Source organism: Thermoflavimicrobium daqui (genome assembly GCF_003313465.1).
Classification (GTDB): Bacteria; Bacillota; Bacilli; order Thermoactinomycetales; family Thermoactinomycetaceae; genus Thermoflavimicrobium; species Thermoflavimicrobium daqui.
In genome coordinates, this window is the sequence record NZ_KZ845664.1 from 212858 (window position 1) to 229491 (window position 16634).

General features: G+C 37.3%; 11 protein-coding genes. 8 read left to right on the forward strand and 3 right to left on the reverse strand.

What is annotated here, in order from left to right; genetic code table 11:
* Positions 1-16: 16 nt before the first annotated feature.
* A complete protein-coding gene (locus DL897_RS04295) occupies positions 17-823 on the reverse strand; it encodes a GPP34 family phosphoprotein (RefSeq protein WP_113657910.1) in 807 nt (268 codons plus the stop codon).
* Positions 824-1123: 300 nt separating this feature from the next.
* Between DL897_RS04295 and DL897_RS04300 the strand changes: the two genes are divergently transcribed.
* A complete protein-coding gene (locus DL897_RS04300; protein WP_113657911.1) occupies positions 1124-3322 on the forward strand; it encodes a DNA topoisomerase III in 2199 nt (732 codons plus the stop codon).
* Between the two features lie 162 nt (positions 3323-3484).
* On the opposite strand, the gene DL897_RS04305 is transcribed toward DL897_RS04300, so the two are convergent.
* Positions 3485-4537 (reverse strand): M14 family zinc carboxypeptidase, encoded by a 1053-nt coding sequence (locus DL897_RS04305; RefSeq protein WP_113657912.1) that lies wholly within the window; start codon positions 4535-4537, stop codon positions 3485-3487.
* Between the two features lie 456 nt (positions 4538-4993).
* On the opposite strand from DL897_RS04305, the gene DL897_RS04310 reads away from it, so the two are divergent.
* From DL897_RS04310 to DL897_RS04330, 5 genes are all read left to right on the forward strand, one after another.
* Complete coding sequence (locus DL897_RS04310) at positions 4994-5680, forward strand: hypothetical protein (RefSeq protein WP_113657913.1); 687 nt, start codon at positions 4994-4996, stop codon at positions 5678-5680.
* Between the two features lie 518 nt (positions 5681-6198).
* Complete coding sequence (gene thrS, locus DL897_RS04315) at positions 6199-8103, forward strand: threonine--tRNA ligase (RefSeq protein WP_240627276.1); 1905 nt, start codon at positions 6199-6201, stop codon at positions 8101-8103.
* A gap of 390 nt (positions 8104-8493) precedes the next feature.
* Entirely contained in the window at positions 8494-8907 is a 414-nt protein-coding gene (locus tag DL897_RS04320; RefSeq protein WP_113657915.1) for a cupin domain-containing protein, read from the forward strand.
* Positions 8908-9190: 283 nt separating this feature from the next.
* Positions 9191-10243, forward strand: a complete 1053-nt coding sequence (locus tag DL897_RS04325) for a coiled-coil domain-containing protein (RefSeq protein ID WP_113657916.1) — start codon at positions 9191-9193, stop codon at positions 10241-10243.
* A gap of 230 nt (positions 10244-10473) precedes the next feature.
* Positions 10474-11694: a cytochrome P450 gene (locus DL897_RS04330; RefSeq protein WP_113657917.1), complete on the forward strand. Its 1221-nt coding sequence runs from the start codon at positions 10474-10476 to the stop codon at positions 11692-11694.
* A gap of 614 nt (positions 11695-12308) precedes the next feature.
* Here DL897_RS04330 and DL897_RS04340 read toward each other — a convergent pair.
* Positions 12309-13097, reverse strand: coding sequence for a L,D-transpeptidase (locus DL897_RS04340; protein WP_206186481.1), 789 nt, complete (start codon positions 13095-13097; stop codon positions 12309-12311).
* A gap of 451 nt (positions 13098-13548) precedes the next feature.
* Here DL897_RS04340 and DL897_RS04345 point away from each other — a divergent pair, with 451 nt between their 5' ends.
* Together DL897_RS04345 and DL897_RS04350 are read left to right on the forward strand one after the other, a co-directional pair.
* The gene (locus DL897_RS04345) at positions 13549-15060 is read left to right on the forward strand and encodes a golvesin C-terminal-like domain-containing protein (protein WP_206186482.1); all 1512 of its coding nucleotides are present in this window, start codon (positions 13549-13551) and stop codon (positions 15058-15060) included.
* Between the two features lie 285 nt (positions 15061-15345).
* Positions 15346-16509, forward strand: a complete 1164-nt coding sequence (locus tag DL897_RS04350; protein WP_113657919.1) for an MFS transporter — start codon at positions 15346-15348, stop codon at positions 16507-16509.
* Positions 16510-16634 lie beyond the last annotated feature (125 nt).

Sequence of the window (16634 nt, forward strand, 5' to 3'; positions counted from 1 at the left end):
GGCGCTTTTCTTATCTTTATAAATGGTCGAACTCAGATCCACCTCTTTTTTCCACAAAAAAATCTTCAAGAATCTCCATGATGTGGTCAATATGCTTTTTGATATCCTGGTATTCTTCAGTTATTTCCTGTAGATTTTTCTCTGCTACTTCCTCTTCATGCTTGGAATAAACGACATCTAACAGTTTAGCTTGATCTAAAAGAAGGCATAACGCTGCTGTTTCCTGACTGATACTATCTTTCTGTAGGATCGTGTTTCTAACTTTTTGCACAATTGCATCTAGGAAGGTGTTATTCACTTCACCATTAAATTCAACGTAGTCATAGTGTTCCTCAAAAATCCACTCAAAAAATCCTGAATCGGACTCTTTTAATTGGATCGCTCCTTTTTTCTGCAGAGTTTGCAAAATACTTTCAAATAAGCCTTGTTTGGTTTCTAGTAGGAAATATTTAATCCAGTCTTGTAAGTTTTCTAGTGGCTCTTCCTCTTCCAGAATATATTTGATCCAGCCAGCTAAGTTATGGGGTTGTTCCTTATTTTTCTCTTTTTCTAATCTTTCCTCTATATCTTCTAAAAGATGTTCGGTATATTCGCTATTACACTGATGGTCATGAATTAAATGAACCTTATCCTCATTAAAAAAGCCCTCTTCATCTTCAATAATCTCAATCATACCTTGTTGTAGCAGATCAATTATCATTGCACCTACAAAAATATAGTTACGCTCTTCATGTTCTTCCCAGAAGCTAATTTTTTCATTGGCATAGGATCGATATGAAATATCCATGAGTATAAACTCTTCTGTTAAAGTTAAATTATTCATCAATGGAGCCTCCTTTATCTATTTTCAACACTCGATTCCAATTATATTATATATTTTTACAATAATATAATAAATATATAATCCAATTAATCTATCTGCCTGCTTTATAAGTGTGATCTAGATGTGCAATATCCTCCATTGAATTATTATGATCTATATGAAATGTTCAAATGACTACTTCAGCTTGATATGTTGTAAGAGAATGGAAAGCGTTTGGTTTTGCGTATTTGTTTACGATAAAATAGTGTAAGCATAATTAATAATAGAAGAAACAGGTAGTGTTGTTGAGAGGATGTTATTATGGGTAAAACAGTAGTATTGGCAGAAAAGCCTTCAGTAGGTAAGGATATAGCCAAAGTATTACATTGTCATCAACAAAAGAATGGCTATTATGAAGGAGATCGCTATATTGTAACTTGGGCATTTGGGCATCTAGTTACATTAGCTGATCCAGAAAGATATAAAGAAGCATACAAGACATGGCGATTGGAAGATCTTCCTATTCTTCCAGATCGATTGAAGCTGGTTGTTATCAAAAAAACGAGTAGACAATTCCAACAGGTAAAGACATTAATGACAAGACCCGATATCAAACAGATCATTATCGCGACAGATGCAGGTCGAGAGGGCGAATTAGTAGCGAGATGGATTATCGAGAAGACGAAGGTGAAAAAGCCGATTCAACGTCTTTGGATCTCTTCGGTTACAGATAAAGCGATCAAAGAGGGCTTTCAACGATTAAGAGATGGTAAACAGTATGAAAATCTGTACCGATCAGCAGTGGCACGAGCGGAAGCGGACTGGATTGTAGGAATCAATGCAACACGAGCCTTGACATGTAAGCATAATGCCCAGCTCTCTTGTGGACGAGTGCAAACTCCCACTTTGTCGATGATTGCAGAGCGAGAAATGGAAATCAGGAATTTTCAATCAAAGCCATTTTATGGCATCGAAGTGACTGCAGATAACCTACTTAAACTGACATGGCAAAATAGGAAAACGAATGATGGGAGAATCTTCTCCAAAGAGAAGTGCGAACAACTTTTGACCAAGTTGAAAAATCAGGATGGGATCATTACGGAAGTGAAGAAAACAAAGAAGAAGAGATTTGCTCCTGCTCTCTACGATTTGACGGAATTACAAAGAGAAGCAAATCAACGCTTTGGGTATTCAGCGAAGGAAACGTTGTCCATTTTACAAAAGTTATACGAATATCATAAGGTTCTCACTTACCCAAGAACTGATTCACGATATCTATCATCAGATATTGTGGGTACGTTAAAGGATCGAATTGAAGCTTGTCGGGTTGGGCCATATCGTACCTTGGCTTCACAGGCTATGAAACACTTAAGACCCAATAAGCATTTTATAGATGATCGTAAGGTTTCTGATCATCATGCGATCATCCCAACCGAAGAGCCAGTTATTTTGGACAAATTAAGTCTAAAAGAGAGAAAGATCTATGATCTAGTCGTAAGAAGGTTTTTAGCTGTGATGTATCCACCATTTGAATACGAGCAAACCATAGTGCAAGTGGAAATCGCTGGTGAGACATTTATCGCAAGAGGCAAAGTGATACTAGCACAAGGCTTTAAGCAGGTGTATGAAGATTACCCAGAGGAAGAAGAAAAAGGGGAAGGAATCAAGGAGCAAATCTTACCAAAGTTAGAAAGAGGAAGCCACTTAAAGATAGGATCGATCGTACAGACTGAAGGTAAGACCCAGCCACCTGAGCCATTTACTGAAGGTACCTTAATTGCTGCGATGGAGAACCCGGTGAGATTTATGAAACGTGAACGGAACGATTTGATTAAAACGTTAGGGGAAACGGGTGGACTAGGAACAGTAGCGACACGGGCAGATATTATTGAAAAACTATTTGCCACTTTCCTGATTGAGAAGAAAGGTAAATATATTTATATCACCTCCAAAGGGAAGCAACTACTAGATTTGGTTCCGGAAGAGCTAAAATCGCCAGCTTTAACTGCCGAGTGGGAACAAAAGTTAGCTGATATCGCCAAAGGAAAATTAAATCAGGATATTTTTATTAAGGAAATGAGAAAGTATGCGAAAGATGTGGTTCAAGAGATTAAAGAAACAACTAAAGCATTTAAGCATGACAATTTGTCAACGAAAAAATGCCCCGACTGTGGGAAAAGATTATTAGAAGTTAAGAGCAAGAAGGGACAAATGTTGGTTTGCCAAGATCGAACATGTGGTTATCGAAAAGGTGTTGCTCGTGTGACCAACGCACGATGTCCAGAATGTCGTAAGAAATTAGAGTTGCGTGGTGAAGGAGAAGGACGAATTTTTGTCTGTGGTTGTGGGTATCGTGAAAAATATGCTTCCTTCGAAAAGCGAAAGGAGAAAGAAAAGAAAGGAAAAGTATCCAAGAAGGAAATAACAAAATACCTGAAACAACAAAATCAGCTCCAAGAGCAAGGAAACCCTGCTTTAAAAGAAGCATTGGCGAAGTTATTTCAGAAAGATGGACGATGAAATTATTTTATAATCATGACTTATTGTCGATAAGCAAAGAGGAATCGTATGTAGAAAAACGATTCCTCTTTGCTGTATACCATTTTATAAGGGAAAATTCCTAAGTTATATAGAGACTAAAAAATAGAGAGATTTACTTACTAGATTAGTATGGTCTTGTTTTTACTCGTCTTCTGCCTTATCCGTTCTCGATGTTTGTGTCGGCAGCGAATCCCAGAAGTCAGTATTGACAGTGTGAATGGTTCCATCTGCGATGCCTCTTACTGTAGCATCTAAAGTAGTAATCGTCTGTTTGATCAGATAGCCATTACTCTTTTGACCAATGACATAATCATCATTGTAATGGTCGGACATTCCACGCATCTCAAATAATAAAGTGGGGATACCATATTCTACGGCTATTCCATTGCGAGCGATATTGGTAGTAGTTCCCCCTGAATACTTAGCTAAATGACCCCAGCCTTTTTCATTTACAGCGTGATAAACCAGTGCACCTAATTTCTTCGATTTTTCTAATACACTTGGATGGACAGAAGAGTTCGTTGGATATAGGATCGATCCAGATACTAATTTGCCATTGACTTCACTTTGTGTCCCTTGATGATGGAGATCAATCATGTAGTTAATCTTATACTTTTTTAATACATGATTGTGAAGTGCTTGTGTTTCAGGTTGCTGTTTCGTATCATGATCTCGATTTAAATCAACTTTTACAGCATTATAGCGAGTCAGATGCCTACCTCCATCAGCTACATAGTCATCTAAGGGGAAGTTCACATCGCCCATCGCTCCATCAGCGTTTAGCATGGGCAAAATGAGAACGTTTACGTTATTGAGAACCCCTTTTGTCTTCGCTGTGCCTAAGTGTTTGATAAATTCTAAAGCACCTTCAGTAGTTAATTGTTCGTTTCCATGTTGTTGTGTTAAGAATAAAATGGTCGGATTGTTAGGATTGGATATGTACTTAGCAAGGTACAAATCTCTTCCTTTCACCGACTTACCGATTACCTCCAGTTCCATGGCTTCTTGCTTTTGGTCTTGGGTCTTGAGTTCCTTTACCATTTCATCATAAGTGTGAAGAATAGAAGTTCGGATAGATTCATTTCCTCCATAATTAGGTCCTTCTCCTACTGCTCCAACAGGTAACGATGTTCCAAACATCCCAGCGAGTACGATAGCACCTGATAGTGAAAGCATCAAGATTCTCTTTTTCATAGAAATCCTCCTTTTTTAAATGGTTCAACATCATAGAATGATATGATCCTACTTCGATTTAGTTATGAATGGGTTTATAAAAATGATACAATATACTTACATAATAATTATATAATATACAATAAAAGCTTATAAGGAAATATTAATTGTATTTACTGTAATCAATAAACTAAGTTTGTTTATATGATTTTTCTATTTAATCAAAAAAATCGTTAAGGATAATTATTTACATACCAGGCGATGAAAAGTACACTTAGACTATAGTAAGCTTTGTTCAACAAGCAGAAAAGATAAAGCTAACTACGCGAATGGGACTTAACTTAGTCGCTGCTAAAAAAGAATGAGTGATGGAAGAAAGTATGGAGCAGTTCTATTACCTGATTCATTTAAGAGCTGCCTTCTTTTTGTAATGGTTGAATGGCTTGCATATGTAGATGTTTCAGTTGGAGGAGTAATATGGAATTATGTTATCATCAGGAAGCCTTACAATTCATGAACTTGAAACCATCTATATCAAAGACACGGTTACTAGCTCTTGAAGAAATGGAAGCAAAATATCAGCAGGTTTTACCCAGGGCATTTAAGGAACTATATGTTTTAAATGGAATCGAAGAATGGTTTAAAGAAACGAATCAAGACTTTTTAAAGCAGATCGATGCCCTTTTTATTGATCGATGGGAAGACTTTGAAGAGGAAATAGTAAGTAAGGATATTACATTAGCTCATTTAAAAAAAGGAACCATTCACTTTTTCACAGAGAATCAAGGAGTGGTTACCTGGGAAATGCTTTTAGATGGATCGGATGATCCTCCAGTGGTTGTAAAATCAATATGGGAAGAGTGGGTGATCGCAAGTCCTCGCTTATCTGATTTTTTCTTAGCAGTTACTTGGGATCATGCATTGCTTCGAGAAAACTGTGAGTGGGTTTCCATCGATTTTGAGGCTGCTAAGCCATTCTTATACACAGAGTTTAAGCAACTGCCGACTACATATGGATGGCCGGTAGAGGGACCATCGCTTCGCTTTCAAAAGGGAAATTGGCGTCTGCTTCTTCAAGGTGGTGGTCGTGAAGATGTATGGATGGGTGGCTGGGAAGATGAAGAGGAATTTGAAAGATTTGCGAAGCTGGTTCATATTTACTAGCGCATGTTGCATCACTCGATCAAAAGCATAGCTCATTCATAGAATAAGAGTAAAAGTGGGGAAGCGATAGGTAATCGATTTAAAAGGCAACCTCTGGAATCATTTGATGAATATCCATCTTGACATCGATTCGATCAGATAGTAGAATAACGAAAAAATCGGTAATCAACAAGCGAAGCGGAAAGATCTGCCTTCGAACTCCCTAAGATCCAGAGAAGTACGCCATTGGCTGGAAGCGTACACTTATAGTTCAGAAGGATACCACTTTCCAAGCTACCATCAGGGAGTAAAGTTTATTTTACAAAATGATGGTCGGGGTGTACGTTATACACAAATAAGGATGTAGCTTTTGTATGTTTTAAGTGCTGCGTTAAATGCAGGGTGGAACCACGGGAATAACGCTCTCGTCCCTCACTAGGGGGATAGGGGCGTTTTTTATTTGTTTAAAATGAAGAGAAAAGGGTGTATTTCAAGTGGCTGAGCAAATAAAAGTGATACTTAAAGATGGATCAGAAAGAATGGTAGAGGCGGGTACGCCATTTGCCGAAATTGCCGCATCCATCTCTCGAAGTCTAGCGAAGAAGGCAGTGGCTGCTAAAATCAATGGACAAGTTGTTGACCTTTCTCGTCCGTTAGAAGAAGAAGGGGAATTAGAAATCTTGACTCTACAAGACCCTGAAGGCGTGGAAGTGATGCGTCACACCGCTGCCCATGTAATGGCACAAGCGGTAGCACGCTTATTCCCTGGTACGAAGTTTGCGATTGGCCCCGTGATTGAAAATGGTTTCTATTATGATTTTGCAGATCATACTTTTACTCCAGAAGAACTACCTAAGATTGAGCAAGAAATGAAAAAGATCATCAAAGAAAATCTACCACTTGAACGACAAGTTTTATCACGCGAAGAAGCGTTAAAATTTTTCCAAGAGCGTGATGATCGCTTTAAAGTAGAAATTATTCATGACTTACCAGAAAATGAAGTGATTACGATTTATCGGCAAGGAGAGTTTGTAGACCTATGTCGCGGTCCACATCTCCCTTCAACAGGTATGGTGAAAGTATTTAAAATTATGTCCATCTCGGGTGCTTATTGGCGAGGAGATTCCAATCGTGAAATGCTTACCCGTCTTTATGCAGCTGCTTTTCACAAGAAAGAGGAACTGGATGAGTATATCCATCTGTTAGAAGAAGCAAAGCAGCGAGACCATCGGAAATTGGGTAAAGAGCTAGATATTTTCACTCTCTCGAGAGAAGTAGGACAGGGACTACCTATTTGGCTTCCAAAAGGGGCGACGATTCGTCGTACCATCGAGCGCTATATCGTTGATCTAGAGGAAAGTTTGGGTTATCAGCATGTATATACCCCACATCTGGCTAACGTAGAACTTTATAAAATCTCGGGTCACTGGGAGCATTATCATGAAGATATGTATCCACCGATGAAAATTGATCAAGAAGAGCTTGTGCTTCGTCCTATGAACTGTCCACATCATATGACTGTGTATAAATCGCATTTGCGTAGTTATCGGGATTTGCCGATCCGAATTGCTGAGTTAGGAATGATGCATCGTTATGAAATGTCGGGAGCACTTGCTGGTCTACAACGCGTACGAATGATGACACTCAATGATGCCCATATTTTCTGTCGTCCTGATCAAATTAAAGAAGAATTTGCGCGTGTGGTACGCCTTATTGAACGTGTGTATAAAGACTTTGGTATTACGGATTACTACCATCGTTTATCATACCGTGATCCAGAAGATAAAGAGAAATATATTCAAAACGATGAAATGTGGGAACTGGCACAAAGTATGCTTAAAGAAACCATGGATGAAATGGGACTCAACTATGTAGAAGCTCCAGGAGAAGCTGCCTTTTATGGTCCAAAACTCGATGTCCAAGTGAAAACGGCACTTGGAAAAGATGAAACCCTCTCTACTGTGCAGTTAGACTTCCAACTTCCTATGCGTTTTGAGCTGGAGTACATCGGTGAAGATGGAAAAGGGCATCGACCCGTCGTAATTCATCGCGGTATAGTAGGAACAATGGAACGGTTTGTTGCCTTTTTGATCGAGCAATATAAAGGGGCATTTCCTGCTTGGCTAGCTCCAATTCAAGCTCGTGTGCTGACCGTGAATCCTGTCTATGATGCCTATGCGGAAGACGTCGTGTCTTATTTGCGTAGTGTGGGCTTACGGGCTGAGCTTGATACCAGTAATGAAAAGCTAGGCTACAAAATTCGTAAATCACAAACAGAGAAAATTCCATACACCCTAGTCATTGGTGAGAAGGAGCAAGAGGGACGTACGGTAAGTGTTCGTCGCTATGGTGAAGGTGATTTGGGCACGATGTCCTATGAAGCTTTTACCAATAAGCTGTTAGAGGAAGTTCGGAATAAAGAGTTACTGGTAAAAAGTAAGTAGATCGCATCGAAAATAATTATTAAAAATAAAGCCACATCAAGCTAGTTATTGGATGTGGCTTTCATATAAATGAGACCAAAAACGATTCGCTCTTACTCTAGAAGCGAATCGTTTTTGTGTGGAATCGATTTTTGCCCCCAAATCTTTAGCGGGAGTGAGGTAGAAAGCGATGAACGACTGTTTTATGCAATAACTTCGATTCATTTTAAATCTACCTTTTAAGAGGTTACACAATCATTTCACTGCTCACATCATTTAGTTGAGAAAATAGCAGTGTAATCAAATTTTGATCGAATTATATGAGTAATATATAAATAATTATTGTATATTATTTAACTATTATTTAATATTGAAATATAATTATATATAATCGGATTAGGAGGAAGAAAGATGAAAAATATTAATCCCAACGATGTATCCACCCATTCTTTTAATTGGGGAGTTATTAAATGGTTTGTGACTCCAACATTAATAAAAGACGCAACGATGACTTTCGGCGAAGTTATTTTGCTTCCAGAACAAGGGCATGATCGCCATAACCATCCAAATGCTGAAGAGATTTTATATGTTCTTTCTGGAGAAGGCGAGCAAATGATCGATGACCAAGAACCATTTTCAATCAAAGCAGGCGATGTTATTTATATTCCAAAGGGTATTTTTCATTCAACATATAATAAAGGTTGGGAGCCTTTGCGGTTATTAGCCATATATAGCCCAGGCGGTTCAGAACGAGACTTAGCTTCTTTACCGGATTTTAAAGAGATTCCTGCTGGAGAATATCAAACCTTTATCCGTAAATCATAAAGCACTAAATTATGTCCAGCGACTGAGTAGATGTATAACATTAATTACAGATTATACGCTCTGGAACGTCTATGACTTTAGGTTCCGACCCTTGTAGATGTATAACATTAATTACAGATTATACATAAGAATCCACTCCAATCGGGTAGTGGATTTTTCTATTAATCTATTGAATCATAATTTTTTTTCTATAAATTATCATTTAAAGTTGACAAACAGGAACGCACGTTCTATAATTTAGCTATACATAAATTTAGCGGTTTTATATTAAGGAGGAAAACGGATGGGTAAAATCACCGAGAAAGATACAAAAGCAACTATCCTAAAAGCACTTCGTGAGGCAGAAAAACGGATTGCGGAATTAGAGAAAGGAAAGCTAGATCCTGTTGCCGAAACGACCGCTAAAAAGACTACGGAAACAATAACTAAAGCGAATCAGATCATGGAAGGTAATATAGAAGATAAAATAACCGATCTGTCTAAGTCGGTTAGCAGTCTCCTAGGCAAGATTAGTGAGGATATTACTGCACAAACCAATAATTTGAAAACAGTTAAAGAGGCTATCGCGATTAAGGAAGCAGAACTCAAAGAATTATTTGGTATCGAAAAAGAAGCGCATACTTTGGCTGGACTCGTCAATGCGCACCAAGAGTTGAAGCTAGCCCAAGAAAAAGAATTAGTAGAAGCCAAAGAAAACGCAACTACGGAGCTAAATGAGATTTTAGATCAAATTAAAAAAGCACGTGAAGAATATGAAGTACTAGTGAAAGAACAAAAAGCAAAGTTAGAGCAAAGTCAAAAGCGTGAAAAAGAAGAGTTTAAATACGATTTTGAAAGACATAAAAAACAATCATACGATAATCTGGAAGATGAATTGGCTGCGAAACGGAAAGAGTTTAACTTAGAAGTAGAGAAAAAGAACGCCGAGTTAGATCAATATAAAAAATCTCTGGATGAACGTGATGTTGCTATCCAAAAAAGGGAAGAGAAGATGAGCCAGCTAGAAGCTGAAGTAGAAGCCTTCCCGAAAAAATTGGATGAAGTAAAAGCAGAAGCGGAAAAGAAAGCAGAAGCAGAGATCAAGAAAGTACTTGCGATTCGTGAAGCAGCACTTAAAAGAGAAGTGGAAGCAGACCGTCGTATTCTGGAAACAGAACGTGATAATCTCAAAGCTCAGCTTGAGACAGCGAATGAAAATATGGCTACATTACAAGCGAAATTGGATGAAGCATATAAGCGTATTCAAGAAATGGGGATCCAAATGGTATCCAGTTCAAACGAATCAAAAGCATTTGATAAAATTGCTGCACTTGTTACTGATAAGAGCAGTAAGTAATGGTAAAACCCGTATTGCATTTCTATGTGATACGGGTTTTATTTGTTAAGGATTTATTTTATTTTCTTGTTTTAAGTTATTTTCACAGCGTTTTACCTCTCTCTTAACAGGTGTATGGATTGGGTGAAATATTCATAAAATATACAGTATTATTTGAATTTTTATGTTAAAATGATATATATTCTTTTCACATTATTTTTAAGGGACTGGATCTACAAGGAGGATAAAGAATGGACGTCCAATTTGGGAATGTGATTATTAATGATATTGCTAATTTTGATAGTCTTGAAGCAGCATGGGATTGCTTTAATTGGTTAAAGCATATGAGAGAAAATCATCCAGTATATTATGATCCGAATGAAGATGTTTGGAATGTTTTTTTATACGAGGATGTAAAACGGGTCTTACATGATCACACCTTATTTACAAATAAAAAGAAACGTAGTTTTATCCCCATCCCTCGCAATTTAAATAATAGGAGTAATTTAAATTTTTCGGACCCACCTGAACATCAAAAAAGAAGAGCCCTTCTTGCCAAAGCTTTTACACCAAGAAGTTTAAAAGATTGGGAGCCTCGTGTTCAAGCCATTACAGACGAATTAGTCGATGAGATGGAAGGTCGAAGAGAGATCGATATTGTCCAAAGTTTATCGATTCCCCTTCCTGTGATTGTTATAGCTGATCTATTAGGAGTTCCATCAAAAGATCGTAACATCATAAAAAAATGGTCAGATACCTTGTTTTATCCATATGAACAAGGAAGCATGGATGAGATCAGAAGAAAGAAACAACAAGCTCATCAAGAATTTTTTCAATACTTATATCCTATCGTTCTGGAAAAGCGGCATCAACTTACAGATGATATTATTTCTGATTTAATAAGAGCAGAGATTGATGGAGAGCGATTAACGGATGAAGAGATCGTATTAAGTAGTATAGGCCTTTTAGGAGCTGGCAATGAAACCACAACACAATTGATTTCTAACTGTTTTTATTGTTTTTTAATCGATAAACCGAGTACATATAAAGAATTGCGAGAAAATCACGATTTGATTCCGAAAGCGATCGAAGAAGTTTTACGCTATCGTTTTTTTGCAAAAATGGACCGTGAAATCGCGCAAGATACCAATGTGTTTGGACCTAAAATGAAAAAAGGACAAGCGATTGTAGCATGGATCAGTGCTGGTAATCGAGATGAACGTCAATTTGCTTCACCTGAAGAATTTGATATTTATAGAAAAGGAAATCAAAGTCATTTAACATTTGGAGCTGGACCCCATTTTTGTTTAGGTGCTCCTCTCGCCCGAATGGAGGCAAGAATTGCCTTGAAAACGTTTATTAAGCGTTATTCTAAGGTTTCGATTCCAAAGACATTTAGGCTCCAAGACCATTTGATTAAATCAGTAAGCTATGCATCGTTAAAAAGCTTCCCTCTTATAGTAGAAAAATAAATAGGAATCGATTGGACAGTCGCAACCATCCGATTTCATTTTGGAGGGCGACTGTTTTTATTTTTGCATAAAGAACATGCTGTTATATTGTAGAGCATGTTGTATAACTCGATTAAAACACAGATCATACCAAGAGGAAGTTACGAATCGTTTTAGTGTAGGATCGACTTTTGCGCCCAATCTTTGGTGGGAGTGGGGAAGCGATTAGCGGTTGGAAATAATGGAATAGATATATAGATATTTGTAATATTTATAAATAGTCTATGAATCATAGAGACAATGAAAAAACTAATCTTGTATAATCTATAAAAAATAGGTTGATAGGTGATGCTATGTTCAAATTGTTAGCTAAAATATTTGAGATTAGAAATAGTTATTATGCGTTCTTCGGAGCAATTGTTTTAACACTTATTTTATTTGGAAATGCAATCGTCAGATTTTTTCAAGGTAAGATGTTGGTTGGGATCGTGTTTTTGGTATTGTCTGTTCTTTCAATCCCTTTGATAAAGTTTGTTTATAATAAAAGAAAAAAATTTACAGACTAAAGAAAAACAGGTAGGGATTAACAATCCCTACCTGTTTTTTGGACTTGAGCCAGTTTCTAATTACACCATTTATACTTGATGCCCCCATTGATTACCTCGCCATACCCCATTACTTTCCCCTGAATGAATCCAGACAGGTGTACCAATAGGAATGAGGCTATATAATTCAATGACATCTTGGTTATACATACGTACGCAACCATTTGAAGCATAGTTACCAATTGAATCAGGATTATTCGTTCCATGAATCCCATAGGTGCGACCACTATCCCCATTGACCTGAAGGCCATTCCACCTTGGGCCTAGTGGATTCTCAGGTACGCCTCCCGGAATGTTTTTCCATCCAGGTTTAACGAACTTAACGATAATCGGAAAGGTTCCTTCAGGTGTTCTTGAAGGATCACGACCCGTTGCGACCGGAAAAGTTCTAATCACTTGACCATCCTGATATAAAAATAGTTGATTGGTTTGTTTGTTAATCTCAATTTGATAAGATGCAGTTTGAGCTTGATGGCTTGTAGTCGTATTTGACTGGGTTTCCTTTTGTTCCCACTCTGTCACTGTTTCAGTAGTAAGGGCTTTTTGATGATATTCTTTCTTTTTATCGATAGAATGATCCTGATTGGGCTCTGGTTGTTTTGGCTTCTGCTTATCTGTAACAGGAGACAAATGGGTGACTTTATCGGATTGAATCTTGGGAGCATTCTTCGTTTCTTTTTGAGGTGATGGTAGCTCATTGCCACATCCTGAAATAAAAATAATAGATAAAACTAAGATTAAGATCATCGGAACTATCTTTTTAAAAAGAGAAGACGGAACTAATCTATCGAATAATTGTAAATAATCGTTGCCTTTCATCTTTCTATTTCTCCTATCGCATCCTTTTTTATAGCTAATATAACTATCATAGTAATTTATATAAAATAATCAATCTCCCATTTTTGTTAATAAAACTATATTTTTCCATAAAAGAAATAGATTTTTGCTATATGTTGATTTTAATTTTATAGAAGATGTAACAAAATAGAATGTGATGGTATAGACATCGTGTTAAACGGGAATGGAATTAAGCATTCATTAATCCGCTTTTATTTAATTGATCAGTCGGCTCTCTTTGATAAGTGATAAACTAAATAAATTGGTAATTTATAGGATTGATTATATTTTTTCTATTGAATAGAAAAGTAAGACTACAATAGCAAATTAAGTAAGTGAAATTCTATTTAAATAATGGATATATATTGATATATTAATAATATATTGTATAATTAAAATAGAATTATAATTTAATAAAAGGGAGGAACTCAAATTGAAACGACCTTACCTCATGGGCTTATCACTTCTTTGTGTCTTATTCAGTTTGCTACTCCCAACACAGTTATTTGCTACCAATCAATCTGTAGCAAAATCGAATAATTTATCTGAATTTTTCAAACAAGCATCGATTGAATATCATGTTCCCGTCGAAATCTTACTCGCGATTGGTTATGCTGAAACCAGATGGATGGATCATAAAGGAAAACCGAGCCAATTAAATGGGTTTGGTATTATGCATCTAGCTGAGAATCCTACCAATCAAACACTGGTTGAGGCTAGTAAACTATTAAAAGTAGATAAAGAAACTTTGAAAAAAGATATGAAGCAAAATATTCGTGGTGCTGCAGCTGTTCTTAAGCAATTAGCTAAGCAGAATAACAAGGGGGTCATCCCAAAAAATCTAGCTGACTGGTATACCACTGTGGCGAGTTATAGTCATCTGTCCAACAAGCTAACACAAAAATGGTATGCTGATGATGTTTTTAATTTTATCAATCAAGGGGTAAAACGTGTCATTCATCAAGAAGAAATTATCTTGCCTCCAACGAAGGTAATACCTAATCGTGGAGACTATGAAAATATCGTCATGCCGAGTGCTACACCTGACTATCCGAATGCACGTTGGGTTGCCGCTTCAAGTTCCAACTATACCTCAGCAAATCGTCCAGCTGATGGGAATAAGATAAATTATGTGATTATCCATACCACACAAGGATCATATGCTGGGGCTATTAGTTGGTTTCAAAATCCTGCTGCTCAAGTGAGCGCTCACTATGTCATACGTTCAAGTGATGGACAAGTAACACAAATGGTTCAAAATAAAGATATTGCTTGGCATGCAGGAAATTGGACTTATAATGCTCAGTCGATTGGAATTGAACATGAAGGTTATGTCAATGACCCTGCTTGGTATACGGATGTAATGTATCGGTCTTCTGCCAATTTGACTCGTTGGCTCTGTGATAAATATGGCATTCCCAAAGATCGCACCCGGATTATCGGGCATAATCAAGTCCCAGGTGCGACCCATACAGATCCAGGCACTCACTGGGATTGGAATTACTATATGAATCTAGTGAAAAATAATACAGGTGATCCAACTGGGATCATCGTTGATAATGAAACCGCTGGTCGCTTCACGGCTAGTAGTAATTGGGATGTAAGCACCTATAGCTCAACCAGATATGGAAGTAATTATCGTTATGCAACCCCACAAGCAGTAAGCGATGTAGCTTGGTATAAAATCAATGTTCCTTCTGCAGGTAGCTATGATGTCTATGCATGGTGGCCCACTGCGCAATATAATCCAAAAACGCCTTATATCATTAAGACCACCACAGGTAATCAAACGATATATGCTGACCAAAGTAAAAATGGGGGGAAATGGAATTATCTAGGTACCTTTCAGTTAAGCGCAGGGGATTATAACGTGGTTGGAGTCTCTAGATGGACAGGGGGGAGTGGATATGTCGTAGCTGATGCGGTAAAAATAGTGAAGAAATAATAAGGGATAGATACAGAGCGGGAATTGTATATAATATGGAGAAGAGTAGTTGTTTGATAACAAAATAACTACTCTTTTCTATCATTCATCCAAAAACCTAAGTCAGTTCGGGATCTCTTTGCTATAGAATTAACTATTTTTAAGTAATCATATGAATGATAAAGGAGTAGCGCCTATGATATATGCAAGACCTCCCTGCTAATCATTAAAGTCAAATCATTCACGAGCACCTCCTCCATGTTCTGGTTTAGCAAAAGCAAGCCAAAACATGAGAGGAGCTTCATCATGAATGATATGAACAATGTTTGGAGATTGTATGTCATTCGATTCTTTCAGAGTCTGATCCCTGCATATGTAATTGAGAGGTTGTTTTGGGAACAAAGAGGTATGACCATCCAGATGGTGGTATATACAGAGATTATTTACGCAGTCACTATCGTTTTATTGGAAGTTCCGAGCGGAATCATGGCAGATAAATGGGGTCGGAAGAAATTAATGGTGCTAAGTGCCTTTTTGGGCTGCTGTGAGTTTTTGATTTTGGTCTTTGCAACTGAGTTTTGGCACTTTGCTATCGTTGTTTTCCTAGCAGGTATAGCTCGTTCTGCATGTAGTGGATCAGAAAACGCACTACTTTATGATTCATTATTATTAAATGGGAAGGAACAGTCCTTTGAGAAATACCAAGGGTGGTTAAATGGGTTTGATTTGATAGCTGCTATCATCGCAGCAGTGTGTGGAAGCCTATTGGCTAATCGATTTGGATTCGAATTGAATTATTGGCTGTCCTTCATTGGTATGTTTGTTTCCTTCTGTGTATCATTGATGCTCGTTGAGCCAGTTATTAAAAGCGACACGTCTGAATCAATAGCGATCAAAGAATATGTAAAAACGTCGATACGCTTTTTTTATAAGAATCCAGGAGTTTGTTTAGTGATCCTGTCTGGAATGATTACAGGTGCAGCTTTGAACTTCATTGATGAGTTCTGGCAACTTTATATAAATCGACTAGGGATCCCTGTGATATTTTTCGGGGTATTTTCAGCTTGCCTGATGTTTTTGAGACTTCCGGGAAATATGTTTGCATATGCGTTAAAAAGTCGGTTTCGTTATCGGAGTTTGTTGTTAGGTGTAACGGCTTTGTTTGCAGTAGGATTTTTTTATATCTCTGTAGTAAAAGACTATACGAGTTTAATGGTTATTTTCCTTATTTGTTTGTGTTCAGGTATCATCGAGCCAATTACAACTGGATACTTACACCATCGGATTGATTCGAACATAAGGGCAACTCTAGATTCTTTTCAGTCGCTAGGTTCGAATCTAGTACTGATTATAATGAGCGTAGGATTTGGTTTTTTCTCAGCAAGATTGGATATTTTTGGAGGCTATGGGTTCATTGGCTTTATTTGTGGTGGGTTTTTTGTTTATTTTTTTCTGGTATCAAGGTCATGATATGATAAATAGTATTGAAATAATTGGATTGAAAAGAATAAGATGGAGGAAACCCAAAAAAATTGGATTTCCTTTAGTTTTATTGAATGATCAACATTTAAAATTGAACAGGCTTGTTGCTAATA